This is a genomic window from bacterium, assembly GCA_040753085.1.
GTDB lineage: Bacteria > UBA9089 > JASEGY01 > JASEGY01 > JASEGY01 > JASEGY01.
Map to the genome: position 1 here is coordinate 1 of JBFMHI010000060.1, position 14,752 is coordinate 14,752.

Here is a 14,752-nt window from a genome sequence, read left to right on the forward strand (position 1 = left end):
GAAAGGGTTGAATTCTATGTGATGGATAATATTCGACCCTTGCAGGGTCGAGCGTTGCGATTTGTTTCCGTAGATTGCATCTACGGCTATTTAAAATTCGACGCTTTCAGCGTCAGTAGTCTACAACACCTAACCGTACAGGTTGAAAAAAATCAGTGTTTCATTCGTGTGAATCCGTGCTGAATAGTTACTCGAGGGATAAAATTTCGAAGGGTGGAGGGCCGCAGGATGGACAGGAGCGTCGTCGGGGTTTGATTAATCAAGCCCCTACGATACATCCGGTTAGGAAGTTCAGACCTCAGGAGTCTGACAGACTCCTGAGGTCTAAGTCCCTGACACGCCACGGAAGTTGTAGGGGCACGTGGCAACGTGCCCCTACAGTGTTCCCCTCTCTCACCGCATTAAGGTCACCGGAGGTATCGGTGACCCAATTCCTATGGTGTGCATCAGTATACCATTACCTGTATTCGTACAAAAATATAGCGTCCCACTCATTGAATCACCCACATAACCAAGCCCCCACTGGGCTGCACTTGGTATGATTGGATTGACCTGGTCCCCTATATTTTCTGGCGGCCCCCAGGGGGCATTGGTGCTGGCCCTGGTAGTCACCCAAATTTTGAATCCATTTTCTCTATTAGACATAAAGAACATCATCAGTCCATCACAAGAGACAGCCGGGTTTTCAGTGTATTGTTCATTAATGGAGTAGCCGAGCGAACCATTAATCAGCCCATCATCCAGCCAATCATTATACTCGTCTAAATTCATCGGACAGGGTCCACCAGGTATGGGTGAACCAAAGGGCTCGTTGAGGGAGTTCCTCTTGGCAATCCAGATGGCTCTAATCCCCCTTCGCTCAGTAGAGATATAAAGCGTTAATCCATCAGCTGATATGGCTGGATCGCCATCTATCTTATTGGAATTCAAGTTTTCACCACCCAGATTTTTATTGTAGTCATCTATATTCATTGCCTCTCCCCAGAGATCAGAACCTGATTCTCGGGTAGATATCCAGATATCCATAATTCCACTTCGGGTGTCTTCCCAGACAAGGATATCTCCATTCCCACTGATAGCCGGAGGATAGTTCTTAGAGCGTGTATTTATCCGCTCGTCTCCGGTCATTCCCGGCACCTGGAAGAGGTTCATATTCTTAGGGGGCACGCTCCAGGGATCATCTTTTGAGGCCCTCATACTAATCCATAGATCAAAGGCTCCCTCACATCCTTCCTTATGATACACCGGGTCAGTAAAGACCATAGTCAGCTCGTCTTCTGTAACGCACACGGTGTTGCCTCTATTATAGTATGATAATTCTTCGATTTCTTGAGGCATTGTCCCCGGAGGGATTAAATCAAACCCAAAGGAGTTTACCTGAAGACTGAGTAAGAAAATCAAGATCAGAGAGAGAATACTACCTTTAGTTTGGATGCTAAACATCTAAGCCACCCCCTTTTTTAATTGGCTTTTTCCAGTGGTTTTTCTACATATTCTTGCACGTATTTGTCTACCTCTTGAGATGAAAAATTCGGCCCCCATCTTTCCTCTACAAGATGGTAGATTTTATCCCTGAATTTCTCTTTTTCTTTGGCCTTTTCGGTCCCATCAATCTTATTTTGAAGGAGTTCTTCTACTTCCTGTCCAATATCGGCTAAACCCTTCTGGAGTTTCTCTTCCGCCTCTTTCTCCTCTTTTATGCTCTGGGCGCCAATAATAGGGATCTCTACATATCTTCTGATTAATCGGTTGACCTCTTCCTTGGAAAGGGGGACATTACTTTCTTCGATAATATTTAGCGCCTTTTGTCTAAGTTGCTTTTCCCGAGTCTCCAGGTAATAATGGCCACACTCTCTTTCTCCCACATCCCTGGCCTCACGACTAATTCTCTCTAATGCCTCTTTTAATAATAAAGCCTCTTTAGAAGATTGAGACTCCAAAGAGGCCATCCCCAGCTTCCTTAACTTTTCAAGATGAACCTCTCTTTTTGTTTGGTTCGATATCTTATTTTCTCCCTGGCTGGGATTATGATTAGAAGCAGCCCTCTGGTCGCAACTAAAGATAAAGATAATGCCTGCCATTACCCATAAATATAGCTTAATACCCTTCAAGATTATTCCCCCCTTTACAATTGACTGATGCGCATAGTGCAGCTTGCCGGGGCATCAACTTTTATGATAGAGACAGCCCCTGTCCCTAAAGGAAAGCCAAAAAAAATCCTATAATTAATAGTCACAATAATAGGATTACCTATGGCTTTTCCGAAAGGAGCCTCGATGGCTATCGGCCCGTGAAGCTCTCCCCTTACGAAAAAGGAGTTAATGAGCGCATCAGCCGCCTCATATATCTTTTCTTTTACTTCATGATTAGTCGCGCCTAATGAGGCAAATTTGGCGCCTTCCCTGGCTGTTTGACTCAAGATAAGATGATTATGATAGATAATTCCCGCCTCAAAGATGCCCACCAAGAGCATAAACAGAATCGGAATCATCACCAACATCTCTACCATTGATTGACCATTTTCTCTCTTCATCTAAAAATCCCCTTCAGTCTTCAGCCTGGCCCTTACTTCAATGAGGATACCATCCTCCTTCAGGCTGTTCCAAGCAAATTGTTTCTGAAATTGGAATCCTGGTCCTTACCAGCTCAGAAAAATAAGGCAGGGCAAAATAGACCTCATAAAAAAGGGTTATTTTTATCCTGTTTTCAGCATAGACATCATTATAGTCATTTCTTCCGCCAGACAAAATAAGTTTTTCATTGGTATCATAGATCTCAATACGAATTTGATCATCGTAGCACCTACCAGCAAGAATTGGGGTATTAATAAGGGACTGGCGGGCTTCAGCGTTGATTCTTTCGATCATCTCCGCCTCTGTAGCGCCTACTGCTCCTTCCCTGGCCGCCGAAGCTATCGCTCGATCTAAAACTAAATAGTTATGAATAACAAAGACCGCCCCAAAAATAAAGATTAAAATTATAAGAAACACCATAAACATTAGGCAGAATTCCACTAAAGAGGCCTGCCCTTTTTCGTTCTTCATCTTCTCATCCTCTTTCTTCACCATGGGTGTGGTCTGGATGATTCTGGTGGCCCGCACGACGAGCCTCCTCTTATGTTTATCCGGGCTGCAGCCGAAGCCGCTATTTGCTCCCTGTGTATACCCAGCAGCTTAGCGAACATCAAAGGCACGGTATCTGTGGCATCCACCTGAACTGTTTCGGCTATTCCATCTGTTCCAGGCACCTTGTCATTTAGTTCGTCAAGAAAGCTCACCGTAACATTATCAGTACTCCCCCAATTTAACCCCATATATTGAATGGCTATGGCTCTGGCATGCTCTTGAGCCTCGGCTTGAGGCTTTAAATCAATAGAGTATTCTTGCTGATAATCTTGACCTCCGGCCAAGGTAGCCGCATCAGTAGACCTTTGTAGCCTCTTTTCCCAGAGATACACGATGCCCACATCGGCGGCCAAAGCGAAAAGAGCAAGTAAGATGAACATAAAGGCGCCCACCATTATCACTATTTGCCCTTTTTCATTATTCTTCATCTCTTCTTCACCCCCCATTTAACATTGGAGTAACTATTCAGCCACGAATAAACACAAATTTACACGAATAATACAAAAAATCTAATTAACCAATCTCTGCCTTGTTTTTATTATACCATATATTTTTGTAGAAATCAATATAAAAAGCCATTTTTTTTATTAATAGCTATAAAAGTATTATAATATTAGGTATTGTTAAGATTTTTAAATGGCGACGAGAAGTAAAGGCATTGCATAGAACGGAACTTCCGCATGGATGCAATGCGTCTTCTTTTCAAAATCGGGGGAAAGTTCCGATAGAAGAATGCTGGAGAGAAGGTAGGTTTGGGGATAGGCACTAAGTAATTGCCTCGACTACTTAACAATATAAGCTATGACATTGGTAGGTGAATTGATTCGTTCCGCATGAACCATATTATCACAGGCGCCATAATAGATGAAATTGTCGGTAGCATAGAGGGAGGCGTGGGTGTCATTAGCCATACTGAACCTTTGGAGCACTTCTCCGGTCTCAGCATCCAATGCCCAAAAATGTCCACCCTGCCCACCCCAGCTGCCGACCCGGCTGCCGTGATAAACCACCCCATGACTGACTACCGGCGAAGATTCAATCCGATAGTCCAGTTTATTCTCCCATTTAAGGGAGGCACTGTTACCACTGGCGCTTTCCTCTAAGGCGATGGCATAGCCGCCACCGTCACCGATGTGAATAACCTTTTGGCCGTCACCGGTTATTTCTACAAAGGGTGAACTGATGAAGTCCAGGTTAGGACTGTGATAGGCGGGGGTTTGGTAGCGCCATTTTTTACTGCCCGTTTCAGCATCAAGGGCGTAGACATAGCAGGAGCCTGCCCCAAAATAGACCTTGCCATCAAAGACCCTGGGACGGCCCCGAATTCGGCCGGGCGTGTCGTAAACCCATTTGAGAGACATTGTTCCATCATCTTCATCCAGATCAAAGGCATACATATTGGTATCATTAGAGCCGACATAGAGAATATTATTGACTATATTGGGCGAAGAAATGATGGCGTCTCCCGTCTGATAGCTATCTATCTTGTGACCGTCGGTGGCATCAAGGGCATATATTTTTTTGTCCACTGAGCCAACATAGTAGACCCCATTATAGACAAAGGGGGATGAACTGATCCAGATATCGGATTCCATCCCTTTACCAATATAATACTGCCAGACAGGCTTACCGGTTTCTGCCTCAAGGGCGTAGGCATAGCCATTGGTTGAGGCGAAATAAACTACACCATTAACTACGGTCGGAGTAGATTGAATACAATGCGGACTTCCGGTATGCCCGTAAGAGGCATAAGTGGTATTATCCCACGTCCATTCTCCATCTACATACCGGCCCCACTTACCATAAACAGTGTTGAACTGCCATATCTTTTCTCCGGTATCCTGATCCAGGGCAAATATATTACCGGCCCAAGATTCATAACCGGCTGTAGCCGCAAAGACCTTGCCGTTAGATATCATCGGCGAGGCATGGACATGTCCCCCCGCATCAAAGACCCAACCGTGGGCCATAACCGGCTTGTAAGCCACGGCATGCGCCCCTATCTGGAAGGCCTCCAGACCAAAGGCGGAAAGAAGACCGCCAAAAATGAGGCTAATATGGTCATCCAATCCTACGGCGAGGCAGCGGTTGCTGGATAAGCCCAAGGCAGCGGTTCTTTCGTCTTCGTATGGAGTAACTATGCTAATCTCATCGGTGGTAAAGCCATTCTTTTGGGCAAACTTTAAAGCCGAAGCTCTGGCTGCCTCAGGATCAGCCGGAAGCTCAAAGGTTCCAGCCAGGGCCGCGGCATCAGCCGCCGTAACCAGATGCCGTCTGGCCATGTATATCCGCCCCACATCAGTAACCAGGGCAACAAGGCCAAGCATGAGGCCGACAAAGAACAGGACCATGATCATCACGGCCCCCGATTGCGGATGGCGCCGATTTCGGATTTCGGATTGCGAATTGCGAATTGCGAATTGCGAATTGCGGATTTTTAAAAGTGATTGTATGGTGTTGTAGCTAAACATTTTTCATCACCTACCTTAATAGATTGCGGATTTCGGATTTCGGATTTCGGATTGAAGATTTTAAATCCGCCATCCGCAATCCCCAATCCGCAATCCCCAATTCGCAATCCCCAATTCGCAATCCCCAATTCGCGATTCGCAATTCGCGATTCGCCATCCCCAATCCGCAATCCCCAATCCGCAATTCGCAATTCGCGATTCGCCATCCGCAATCCCCAATCCGCAATTCGCGATTCGCAATTCGCGATTCGCAATTCGCGATTCGCAATTCGCGATTCGCAATTCGCGATTCGCAATCCGAAATCACAGCGGTTCCCCGATATCACTATCCATTTCCACTGGCATCCTGGCGGAGGCCGGCATGGACAGGACAAGGATGTTCGGAGTCCAGATATAGCCCAGGTTCACGGCGAGCGTATAATCTAAGTCAACCTGAACCTCCTCCCCTACTCGCCTGTCTTCCTCTGCCGGTTCTATGGTGACCCCGCTTTCGTCTATCTCGCAGAAGCCGTTACCGACTTTCCATTTAAGAAGGGCGGTTGAAGCAAGATGTCCCTGGTAGCTTTTTATTAAATCCATAACCTGGTCGTCACTCCCGCCAGCCGCGACAAATCTGGCGGCTTCACTGGCTACATGGGCCAGGACAAGATAATTGTGGCTAAGGAGTAATAACTCGAAAAGGATAATGATAATAAAAAAAAATAGAGGCAGCATGATAGAAAGTTCGATTAAGGATTGACCCTTTCGATTTCGGATTTCGCACCCACTTTGTGGGTACCCGGGATTTCGGATTTTTAAAAGCGTCTGTATAGGGCTGTAGCTAAACATTTCCATCACCTGCCCAAAATTTCGCGACCTGTATGGTTAGAAATTATCAACAATGGGTTGAAATCTTTCCTACGCCCTGTCAGGGCTTGACCTTATGGGATACCATTATTCCGTCGATTAAAATCTACGGCTAAATTCCTTTACGCCTTCGGCGTATAAATAGGAGATATTAATAAAACCTGTTCCCTGATTTTCATCAGGGCAAGTTCTGACAGAACCTGCTTCTGACAGGCTCTGGAGTTCAGGAATCATTATTAAAGCCCGAAGGGCTGTAGTATGTTAGCCGTAGGTTTGAACCTACGGAACATTAGATTGAAAATTAATTAATTAAGCCCCGCAGGGGCGAAGGAGAAAATACAGTTACGAAATTTCTAACTCGAAACTCGAAACTCAGGCATTTACTCATGCCCATTCCCCACATCTCCTAAATAGGTGGCCGTGACATAACAGTCCTGTCCCTGCCCTTCGACTTCCTCAAGAAAGAACTTTGAAAAACCTACAATAGGCACCTCATCCCTTCCCTCGGGCAGATAAGCAATTATGGGAACCGTAACTACCCTGGGAGAGCCGGGCGTATAGGTAGTATAGGTCTCATCTTCGTGCCCAGCGATCCTGTAATTGATCCCTTCATTAGTCGGGCCTGACATATTTCCAGGCTCGGTAGTGACGTCATCACCGATTCGCAACTCACCGTCATAACCGTGCTTCAATTTATCCAAATAATTAGCTCCGCCTGTTCCTCCCAGGGCAAGGGCCTGGTAGTTACCGTGAGACCCACTACCACCACCTACTTTTAATTTGTATTTTGTTCCGACAATGAAGGTGTTGGGTAAATGAGATAAAGGGATGAGATCAGCTTCACCCCAGTCAACATAACCGTCATCATCATCTTCAGTAACCGGACTTTCTATCCTCATCACAGCAGCCGCCGGTAGGTTAAGGTTCCAGCTTGACCCCCAAAAAGGGATATTAAGGACAACTTCATAATCAACTATGGCCTTGACTTCCTGGCCCGTTATTCGTTGAGGAGAACCTGCCGGAGGATCAATGGTAATTCCCTTCACCTGACCACCAAAAAACTTGGTGTATCTTAGTTGCTCCAAATTCTGCTGGATTATTTCCACCGCATGCTCATCTGATCCTCCCCGGGCAGCTACCCTAGCCCCGGCCCGGGCAGCTTCAGCTATCAGATGCCAATTGTGAAAGGCGAACCCGACTTCAATCCCCCCGATCATTAAGAGAAGAATAAAAGGAATAAGCACCACCAGTTCGATTAAATTCTGTCCGCCTTCTCCCTTTGTCTTCATCGCGGATCACTCCTCAATAAAATGGTGGTAACTATTCAGCCACTAAGACACAAAGATTATCGGTTCAATCCGCCATCTAAATGGCCGATGTCCCTTCTTTATTCAAAATAGCTTTTATCTGAAGTTGAAGCTCGACTTCACTTCTGCCCAACAGCCATCCAAACCTGGTCTTTATTCTCTCGGAATAAGTAATAATTAACTCCTTACTCCTTTGATTCACCCTGATCTGATCATCATTTAGATGGATTCCTGCCTCCCTGGCTCTCTGTTTGGTCGCTTCCTTAGCCATCATTGGATGGTTTATCCATTTAACTCCTTCTTTAGCACAAAACTCCAGGATACTCTCCCGTTCTCTTTTGGTCTGATCAAGCCTAACGACATCTATCAATAACCCCAGGATAAGAAATGAAACTAAAAAGCCAATACCGATCAGTCCCTTGTGCTTCACCGAAAACCTCCTTAATTTCGGATTTCGGATGGCGGATTTTTTAGCATTTTGGATGGTAATTTTGCCTTCGCCATCGTCAATCCGCATTCCGCATTCTGCCTTAAAGTAAAGGACATTTTATCCCCTGATACTTACAGACTAATTTGCTTAAGATGTTACAATACCCTGTATTTGAAAGAAGACAAGGACTCCTTACCTCTTCAGGATAATTAGCTCCTTCATCTGAATGAGTCCATTGACCAAAGTATTTCCCAGCTATCATTCGTTCTTCTTCCCTTTTCATTTCTCTTAGGACATCGTGCATGGTTCATTCCCTCTCATATCAGGTGGATAGACTGAAGGCTGACGGCTATCCACCTTACGTTAATTATAAAAACAAGGCCCCTCCTAAAAATAAGGAAGGGCCAATCGTGAGGATAATCAGTATTCTTTGCTCCTTTGAAAAACCTGCTTTTTTACTCCGTCTACATCGCGTCATTTATCGCATCCTGACCTGCTTGCAGTCTGTTAGTAACCGTGTCGCTGAACAAGTCTCTAATCTGCGGGCCCAAGGCAATAAAAACGGCGACCACGATAACCGCAATAAGCCCGATGATCAACCCGTATTCAACCATGCCCTGTCCTTCTTCATCACGCATAAAACCTTTAAATAGCTTCATCATCCTTATTCACCTCCTTTCCTTAAAATTAAAGCCTATTTTGATATTCCTCCTCATCAAGGCACTCAAAATAGGCTTCCGTTTCCACAGATCAAGCAATATGTTTGGTTCGACAACGGCCTGGGAACATGTGATCCCTCAGGGTATTTATCTTGAGTAAAAAAGCTGCTTCTCCACTTTCAAGATAGAATATCCTGAACAATCCTCATCTCAACTCTGATGTTACTCTGCGCGCTGTTATCCTCTCCTCAAAACTGTGGGAAGTACTACCAACGTAGCATACCACTTGCTCTGGAAAACTCTTCGGTAGCCGGCTGTCTCCAGAAGGCAGACCCTCTTCTTCGACCCTATAGCTTTGCGTGTTCTTTCGAACGTGCCTTTTCGGAGTTCTCCGCTCTATTATCCTCATCTTAATTATAACACATGAATGTTGCCTTGTCAAGTCTTTTTATTCGTTTTTTGGATATTTTTTACTAAAAAGTTATTTTATTTGTAATAGCGACTGATTATTGGCTTCGATCTTATTTACATCGCATTATTTATGGCGTCCTGACCTTCTCCCGCCCTGTTAGTAACCGCATCACTGATCCAGGGTCTAATCTGAGGGCTCAGGGTAATAAAGGCAATTACCACGATAACCGCAATAAGCCCGATGATCAACCCATATTCACTCATACTTTGTCCTTCTTCATCACATATAAAACTTTTAAATATATTCATCATCATTATTAACCCCCTTTTCTTAAAATTCTTGGTGGCCTACTTACGGTGAACAGCAGGTAGAATGAGTCATTCCGAAAGGGGCCAGACGCGATCGGTAAGGCCAGCAACCATCCTTTGAGCACGGATGCTACTTTTTATATTACATTTAGGCAATAAGTTTTGCCAACGGTATTTCGCGGGTAATCTCCCATTACCTATATTATAACATATTAGGCTTACTCCCGTCAAGTGCATATAGTAGATTAAATTTTAGGCGATGTTCACGGCTACCGATTCCTTATCTCTCTGCCTCAATGGCCAAGCCGACATTATGTGACTTCCAGCATCCTATTAAGGCAATTCGCGATTCGCAATTCGCAATTCGCGATTCGCAAGCCGACATTATGTGACTTCCAGCATCCTATTAAGGGCTTTTTGGGCCGGCCGGCGTATTTCATTAGAGATGACAACCTGGCATTCCATAGCCTCCAGGGAATGGGCCACCCTTTCTAAGGTGGTTAGCTTCATATTAGGACAGATCATATTCTCACTGGCCGGATAGAATTTCTTATCCGGGTTCTCTTTGGCCAGACGATAGATGAGGCCAGTTTCAGTCCCAATAATAAACTCTTTGGCTGAGCTTTGTTTAGCATAGGCCACCATGCCATTTGTGCTCAGGGCTTGATTGGCTAATTCAATCACCTCAAAGAGACATTCTGGATGGACCAGAACTTCAGCCTCAGGATGTTTCTTTAATTGATCTTTTACATCCTCCACGCTAAGTTTGATATGGGTGGGACAAAAACCATCCCAGGAACAGATATTTTTACCTGTTTGGTGAGCGGCGTATTTACCTAAATGTTTGTCAGGTATAAATAGTATCTCTTCATCTCCGAGAGAAGCCACTACCTTGACGACATTGGCTGAAGTGCAGCATATATCGGCCTCGGCCTTGACTTCGGCTGAGGTGTTGACATAACAAACAGTGGTAGCGCCGGGATGTTGGCGTTTCATTTCAATAACACCCTGTCTGCTTACGGCTTGCACCATAGGGCAAGTAGCCTCCTTAGCCGGCAGCAATACCTTCTTTTGGGGTGAAATAATCGCCGCTGTCTCAGCCATAAAACGAACCCCGCAAAAAACAACCACATCGGCCTCGGTTTTGGCTGCCTTTCGGGAAAGGTCCAATGAATCCCCCACAAAATCAGCTATGTCCTGAATCTCCGGACGCTGATAGTTATGGGCCAAGATAATGGCATTCCTGGCCCTTCTCCATTGGTTAATCTTTTCGATGTAATAAGCCTCGTCTCTGAACTCATTTATCAATTGTCTTTCCTCCTTTCACCCCTTCTCCCTTGTCCCACCTTAGGCAAATGCCCCTTTGACCTTATCAAAAAATTTCTTTTCCCACTTTATATCTTCTCCCCCAGCCTGGGCGAATTGATATAAGAGCTCCTTTTGTTGGTCATTAAGTCTGGTCGGGGTCTGAAGGATAACCCGGACATGCTGATCTCCTTGACCATAGCCTCGAAGGTCGGGCATCCCTTTGCCTTTAAGTCTGAATATCTTATGGGTCTGGGTGCCGTGGGGGATAGTCATTTTGACCTTTTTACCATCCAGGGTGGGAACTTTAATCTCGGCGCCTAAGGCCGCCTGACTGAAGGTAAGGGGGACTTCGCAAAGGAGGTCATTTCCCTCTCGCTGGAAGACCTTATGGGGCTTAACATAAATAACCACATACAAATCTCCTGGCGGCCCGCCTCTGATTCCCCCTTCTCCTTTGCCGGCTAAACGGAGGCGAGAACCCGTATCTACTCCAGGGGGTATTTTGGCGGTTAAGTGTTCGGAACGTCTGAGCCTGCCTTGCCCCCCACAAGTAGGGCAAAGGGCTTCAATAATAGTGCCTTCACCCCTGCAGCGGCTACAAGTTTGGGCCATAGTGAAAAATCCCCGTTGAAACCTGGTCTGTCCTTGACCTTGACACTCGGGACAGGTCTTTCTATTAGTGCCTGGTTTAGCCCCGCTGCCCTTACAGGTGTCACAGGTTTCAAAGCGGGGGATATTGATCTTTTTCTCTGCCCCTGAAAAGGCTTCCTCAAGGCTAATCTCCAGATCGTAGCGCAGGTCCGCCCCTCTTTCAGCCCTGGTTCGGCTTGGCCGCCTTGTCCCAAAGAAATCACCGAAGATACTGCCTTCAAAGAAATCTCCAATGATGTCCTCTATATCCCTGGCGTGGGTAAAGTCTGACCAGGTAAATCCGCCTGCTCCAAAGGCATCGGATATCCCTGCATGCCCGAAGCGGTCGTACTTGCTTCGCTTATCCTTATCACTCAGTATCTCATAAGCCTCGGCGGCCTCTTTGAATTTTTCTTCGGCGTCGGCTTTATTCTCCGGGTTGGCATCAGGGTGATACTTTTTGGCCAACCGCCGATAGGCCTTCTTAATCTCGTCAGGCGAGGCATCCCTGGCCACGCCCAGGGTCTCATAATAATCTCTCTTAGCCACTAAGTTCCTCCATCAATCAGTTTCGAGCTTAGGGTTTTGGGTTTTGGGTTTCGAGTCGTAGATGTCCCCTCGTTCCAAAAGTTTCAAACCCCTACGGTTTGTTCAAGCACCTCTGTTGCCCACGCACCTATATCTTTCCCGGCCTTTTCAGCAGCAAGAATGAGCTTGCGATATCGTTTAGGGGAAAGGTGTATTGTGAACCGACCGGAAAAGGGCTGATTTGGCTCTTCTCCACGTTCGGCGCAGAAAGCTAGATAATCATCCACAGAGTCTTCGAAAGCTTGCCGGAGTTCACCTACCGACTTTCCCTGAAATGCAATCACATCCCGGATGTTAATCACTTCCCCATAAAAAATATTGGCCTCATTATCAAAATCAACCCTGCCCAGATAACCTTTGTATTTCATCATGGCTCCACTCCTACTTCTGTTGAAAATCGACTATCTTGACAAGGCTGTAGGGGCACGTTGCAACGTGCCCCTACAGTAAGGGCGATTCGCGAATCGTCCTTGCAAAAGGAGGAGGTAGGGGCGAATAATTTTATTCGCCCCTACTAAAGAGACTCTACCCATAAATACTAACGTGATAAGGCACTACTCTTCCTTAAACTCCGCATCAACCACATCTTCATGAGGCCTTGGCCCTTCTTTTCCACCCGGGGGTGGTCCTTCAGTTGGTCCGCCCGGGCCTGGGCCGGCTCCGGCCTCAGCCTGTTGGGCCTGCTGTTGTTTAGCTGCTTCGGCATACATGGCTTCAGCCAACTTATGAGCGGCTTGAGTCAGATTTTCTTGAGCCTTTTTGATCGCCTCGGCATCAGAACCTTCCGCCGCCTTTTCCAGACCCCTAATCGCTTCTTCAATTTGTTGTTTCTTATCAGGGCCGATCTTGTCTCCATGTTCCTTCAGGTTCTTTTCAGTAGAGTAAACGAGGGCATCGGCCTGATTCTTAAGCTCAGCCAATTCTCTCTTTTTCCGATCTTCCTCAGCGTGCGATTCAGCCTCATGCACCATCTTTTCCACTTCTTGTTTGGATAATCCAGAGGAAGATTCAATTCGGATGGTCTGCTCTTGACGGGTGCCTAAGTCTTTGGCGCTGACATTGACAATCCCATTGGCATCGATGTCAAAGGTGACCTCAATCTGAGGCATCCCTCTCGGGGCCGGCGGAATGCCCACCAGGTCAAAACGGCCCAAAGTCTTCATCCCAGCATCGGTTACTATAGCCCGCTCCCCTTGAAGCACATGGATAGAGACAGCCGGCTGATTATCTGCCGCCGTAGAGAATATCTGGCTCTTTTTGGTGGGGATGGTGGTATTTCGTTCGATCAATTTAGTAAAGATACCACCCAGGGTTTCAATCCCAAGTGAAAGCGGGGTAACATCGAGCAAGAGGACATCCTTTACTTCACCTTTTAACACCCCGGCCTGAATAGCCGCCCCAACAGCCACTACCTCGTCCGGGTTGACCCCCTTATGAGGCTCTTTACCAAAGAGCTCTTTGACTAACTCCTGAACCTTGGGCATCCTGGTTTGACCCCCCACCAGAACGACTTCATCTATATCCTTAGTGCTGATACCGGCATCAGAAATGGCCTGCTGACAGGGTCCCTTGGTGCGCTCGATTAAGTCAGCCACTAATTGTTCCAGTTTGGCCCTGGTAAGGGGGATGTTCAGATGTTTTGGCCCGGAGGCATCAGCCGTGATAAAGGGGAGGTTGATTTCAGTGCTGACTACGGTGGAAAGCTCACACTTGGCCTTTTCAGCCGCCTCTTTAAGTCTCTGCAAGGCCATATTGTCCTGCCTGAGATCAATCCCCTGCTCCGCCTTGAAGGTATCGGCTAAATAATCAATGATTCTCTGATCAAAATCATCCCCACCCAGGTGAGTATCTCCATTGGTTGATTTGACCTCAAATACCCCCTCGCCAATCTCTAAGATAGAAATATCAAAGGTTCCCCCGCCCAGGTCATAGACCGCTATCTGCTCGTCCTTCTTTTTATCTAAACCATAAGCCAGAGAGGCGGCGGTGGGCTCATTGATGATCCTCAAGACCTCAAGTCCGGCGATCTTACCGGCATCTTTAGTCGCCTGCCGCTGTGAATCATTGAAGTAGGCCGGAACAGTAATCACCGCCTGCGTTATCTTCTCTCCCAGATAGCCTTCGGCATCTTCTTTCATTTTACGCAGCACCATCGCCGAAATCTCAGGCGGAGAATATTCCCTGCCCTGACTAATCACCCGCACATCCCCATTAGGGGCCTCCCTAAGGGTAAAGGGAGTTTCTTTATCTTCCTGTCTCACCTCGGAAAGTTTCCTCCCCATAAACCGCTTAATAGAGTAAATAGTGTTAGTCGGGTTGGTAATCGCCTGTCTTTTGGCCACCTGTCCCACCAGTCTCTCGCCGGTCTTAGTGTAAGCCACTACCGAGGGTGTCGTCCGATTTCCCTCAGCGTTGGCAATAACGATCGGCTCACCTGCCTCCATCACGGCCATACAAGAATTGGTTGTTCCTAAGTCGATCCCAATTACTTTAGCCATCTTTTGCTACCTCCTTCTTCAAATCTCAGATTGTATGTTTCGTAGTATCTACTCAAAATCAAGTTAAAAAAGTAAGCTCATTACAGATTATAGTGCTATGGGTTAAGTTTCATCTCCTTTTGTCCTGACAGCGTCGGCATAAGAGCTTCCCCTCCCTTGATGGGAGGGGT

17 protein-coding genes and 1 riboswitch are annotated in these 14,752 nt (G+C 46.5%); all 17 genes read right to left on the reverse strand.

The window, feature by feature from the left end; translation table 11 throughout:
* Positions 1–393 precede the first annotated feature (393 nt).
* Positions 394–1,443 (reverse strand): hypothetical protein, encoded by a 1,050-nt coding sequence (locus AB1797_07720; GenBank protein ID MEW5767503.1) that lies wholly within the window; start codon positions 1,441–1,443, stop codon positions 394–396.
* Between the two features lie 17 nt (positions 1,444–1,460).
* Positions 1,461–2,111, reverse strand: coding sequence for a hypothetical protein (locus AB1797_07725; GenBank protein ID MEW5767504.1), 651 nt, complete (start codon positions 2,109–2,111; stop codon positions 1,461–1,463).
* Positions 2,112–2,125: 14 nt separating this feature from the next.
* Positions 2,126–2,533, reverse strand: a complete 408-nt coding sequence (locus AB1797_07730; protein ID MEW5767505.1) for a TadE family protein — start codon at positions 2,531–2,533, stop codon at positions 2,126–2,128.
* Positions 2,534–2,570: 37 nt separating this feature from the next.
* Positions 2,571–3,044, reverse strand: a complete 474-nt coding sequence (locus AB1797_07735; protein ID MEW5767506.1) for a TadE/TadG family type IV pilus assembly protein — start codon at positions 3,042–3,044, stop codon at positions 2,571–2,573.
* Between the two features lie 17 nt (positions 3,045–3,061).
* On the reverse strand, positions 3,062–3,553 hold the full coding sequence (locus AB1797_07740) for a pilus assembly protein TadG-related protein (GenBank protein MEW5767507.1): 492 nt from the start codon (positions 3,551–3,553) through the stop codon (positions 3,062–3,064).
* A 354-nt stretch (positions 3,554–3,907) separates the two neighbouring features.
* A complete protein-coding gene (locus AB1797_07745) occupies positions 3,908–5,482 on the reverse strand; it encodes a PQQ-binding-like beta-propeller repeat protein (GenBank protein MEW5767508.1) in 1,575 nt (524 codons plus the stop codon).
* A gap of 80 nt (positions 5,483–5,562) precedes the next feature.
* Positions 5,563–5,802: a hypothetical protein gene (locus AB1797_07750; GenBank protein ID MEW5767509.1), complete on the reverse strand. Its 240-nt coding sequence runs from the start codon at positions 5,800–5,802 to the stop codon at positions 5,563–5,565.
* A gap of 97 nt (positions 5,803–5,899) precedes the next feature.
* Positions 5,900–6,430 (reverse strand): TadE/TadG family type IV pilus assembly protein, encoded by a 531-nt coding sequence (locus AB1797_07755; GenBank protein ID MEW5767510.1) that lies wholly within the window; start codon positions 6,428–6,430, stop codon positions 5,900–5,902.
* Positions 6,431–6,822: 392 nt separating this feature from the next.
* Positions 6,823–7,731, reverse strand: a complete 909-nt coding sequence (locus AB1797_07760; protein ID MEW5767511.1) for a TadE family protein — start codon at positions 7,729–7,731, stop codon at positions 6,823–6,825.
* Positions 7,732–7,807: 76 nt separating this feature from the next.
* Positions 7,808–8,266: a hypothetical protein gene (locus AB1797_07765; GenBank protein MEW5767512.1), complete on the reverse strand. Its 459-nt coding sequence runs from the start codon at positions 8,264–8,266 to the stop codon at positions 7,808–7,810.
* Between the two features lie 13 nt (positions 8,267–8,279).
* Entirely contained in the window at positions 8,280–8,483 is a 204-nt protein-coding gene (locus AB1797_07770) for a hypothetical protein (protein ID MEW5767513.1), read from the reverse strand.
* 160 nt (positions 8,484–8,643) lie between these two features.
* Positions 8,644–8,841, reverse strand: coding sequence for a Flp family type IVb pilin (locus tag AB1797_07775; GenBank protein ID MEW5767514.1), 198 nt, complete (start codon positions 8,839–8,841; stop codon positions 8,644–8,646).
* A 299-nt stretch (positions 8,842–9,140) separates the two neighbouring features.
* A riboswitch (cyclic di-GMP riboswitch) is annotated at positions 9,141–9,226 on the reverse strand.
* A 137-nt stretch (positions 9,227–9,363) separates the two neighbouring features.
* Positions 9,364–9,564 carry a Flp family type IVb pilin gene (locus AB1797_07780; GenBank protein MEW5767515.1) on the reverse strand — a complete coding sequence of 67 codons (201 nt, stop codon included), beginning with the start codon at positions 9,562–9,564 and terminating at the stop codon, positions 9,364–9,366.
* Positions 9,565–9,942: 378 nt separating this feature from the next.
* Positions 9,943–10,866: a quinolinate synthase NadA gene (gene nadA, locus AB1797_07785; GenBank protein ID MEW5767516.1), complete on the reverse strand. Its 924-nt coding sequence runs from the start codon at positions 10,864–10,866 to the stop codon at positions 9,943–9,945.
* A 39-nt stretch (positions 10,867–10,905) separates the two neighbouring features.
* Positions 10,906–12,045 (reverse strand): molecular chaperone DnaJ, encoded by a 1,140-nt coding sequence (dnaJ, locus tag AB1797_07790; protein MEW5767517.1) that lies wholly within the window; start codon positions 12,043–12,045, stop codon positions 10,906–10,908.
* An 83-nt stretch (positions 12,046–12,128) separates the two neighbouring features.
* Positions 12,129–12,455, reverse strand: coding sequence for a type II toxin-antitoxin system HicB family antitoxin (locus AB1797_07795; protein MEW5767518.1), 327 nt, complete (start codon positions 12,453–12,455; stop codon positions 12,129–12,131).
* Between the two features lie 183 nt (positions 12,456–12,638).
* Complete coding sequence (gene dnaK, locus AB1797_07800) at positions 12,639–14,582, reverse strand: molecular chaperone DnaK (protein ID MEW5767519.1); 1,944 nt, start codon at positions 14,580–14,582, stop codon at positions 12,639–12,641.
* Positions 14,583–14,752 lie beyond the last annotated feature (170 nt).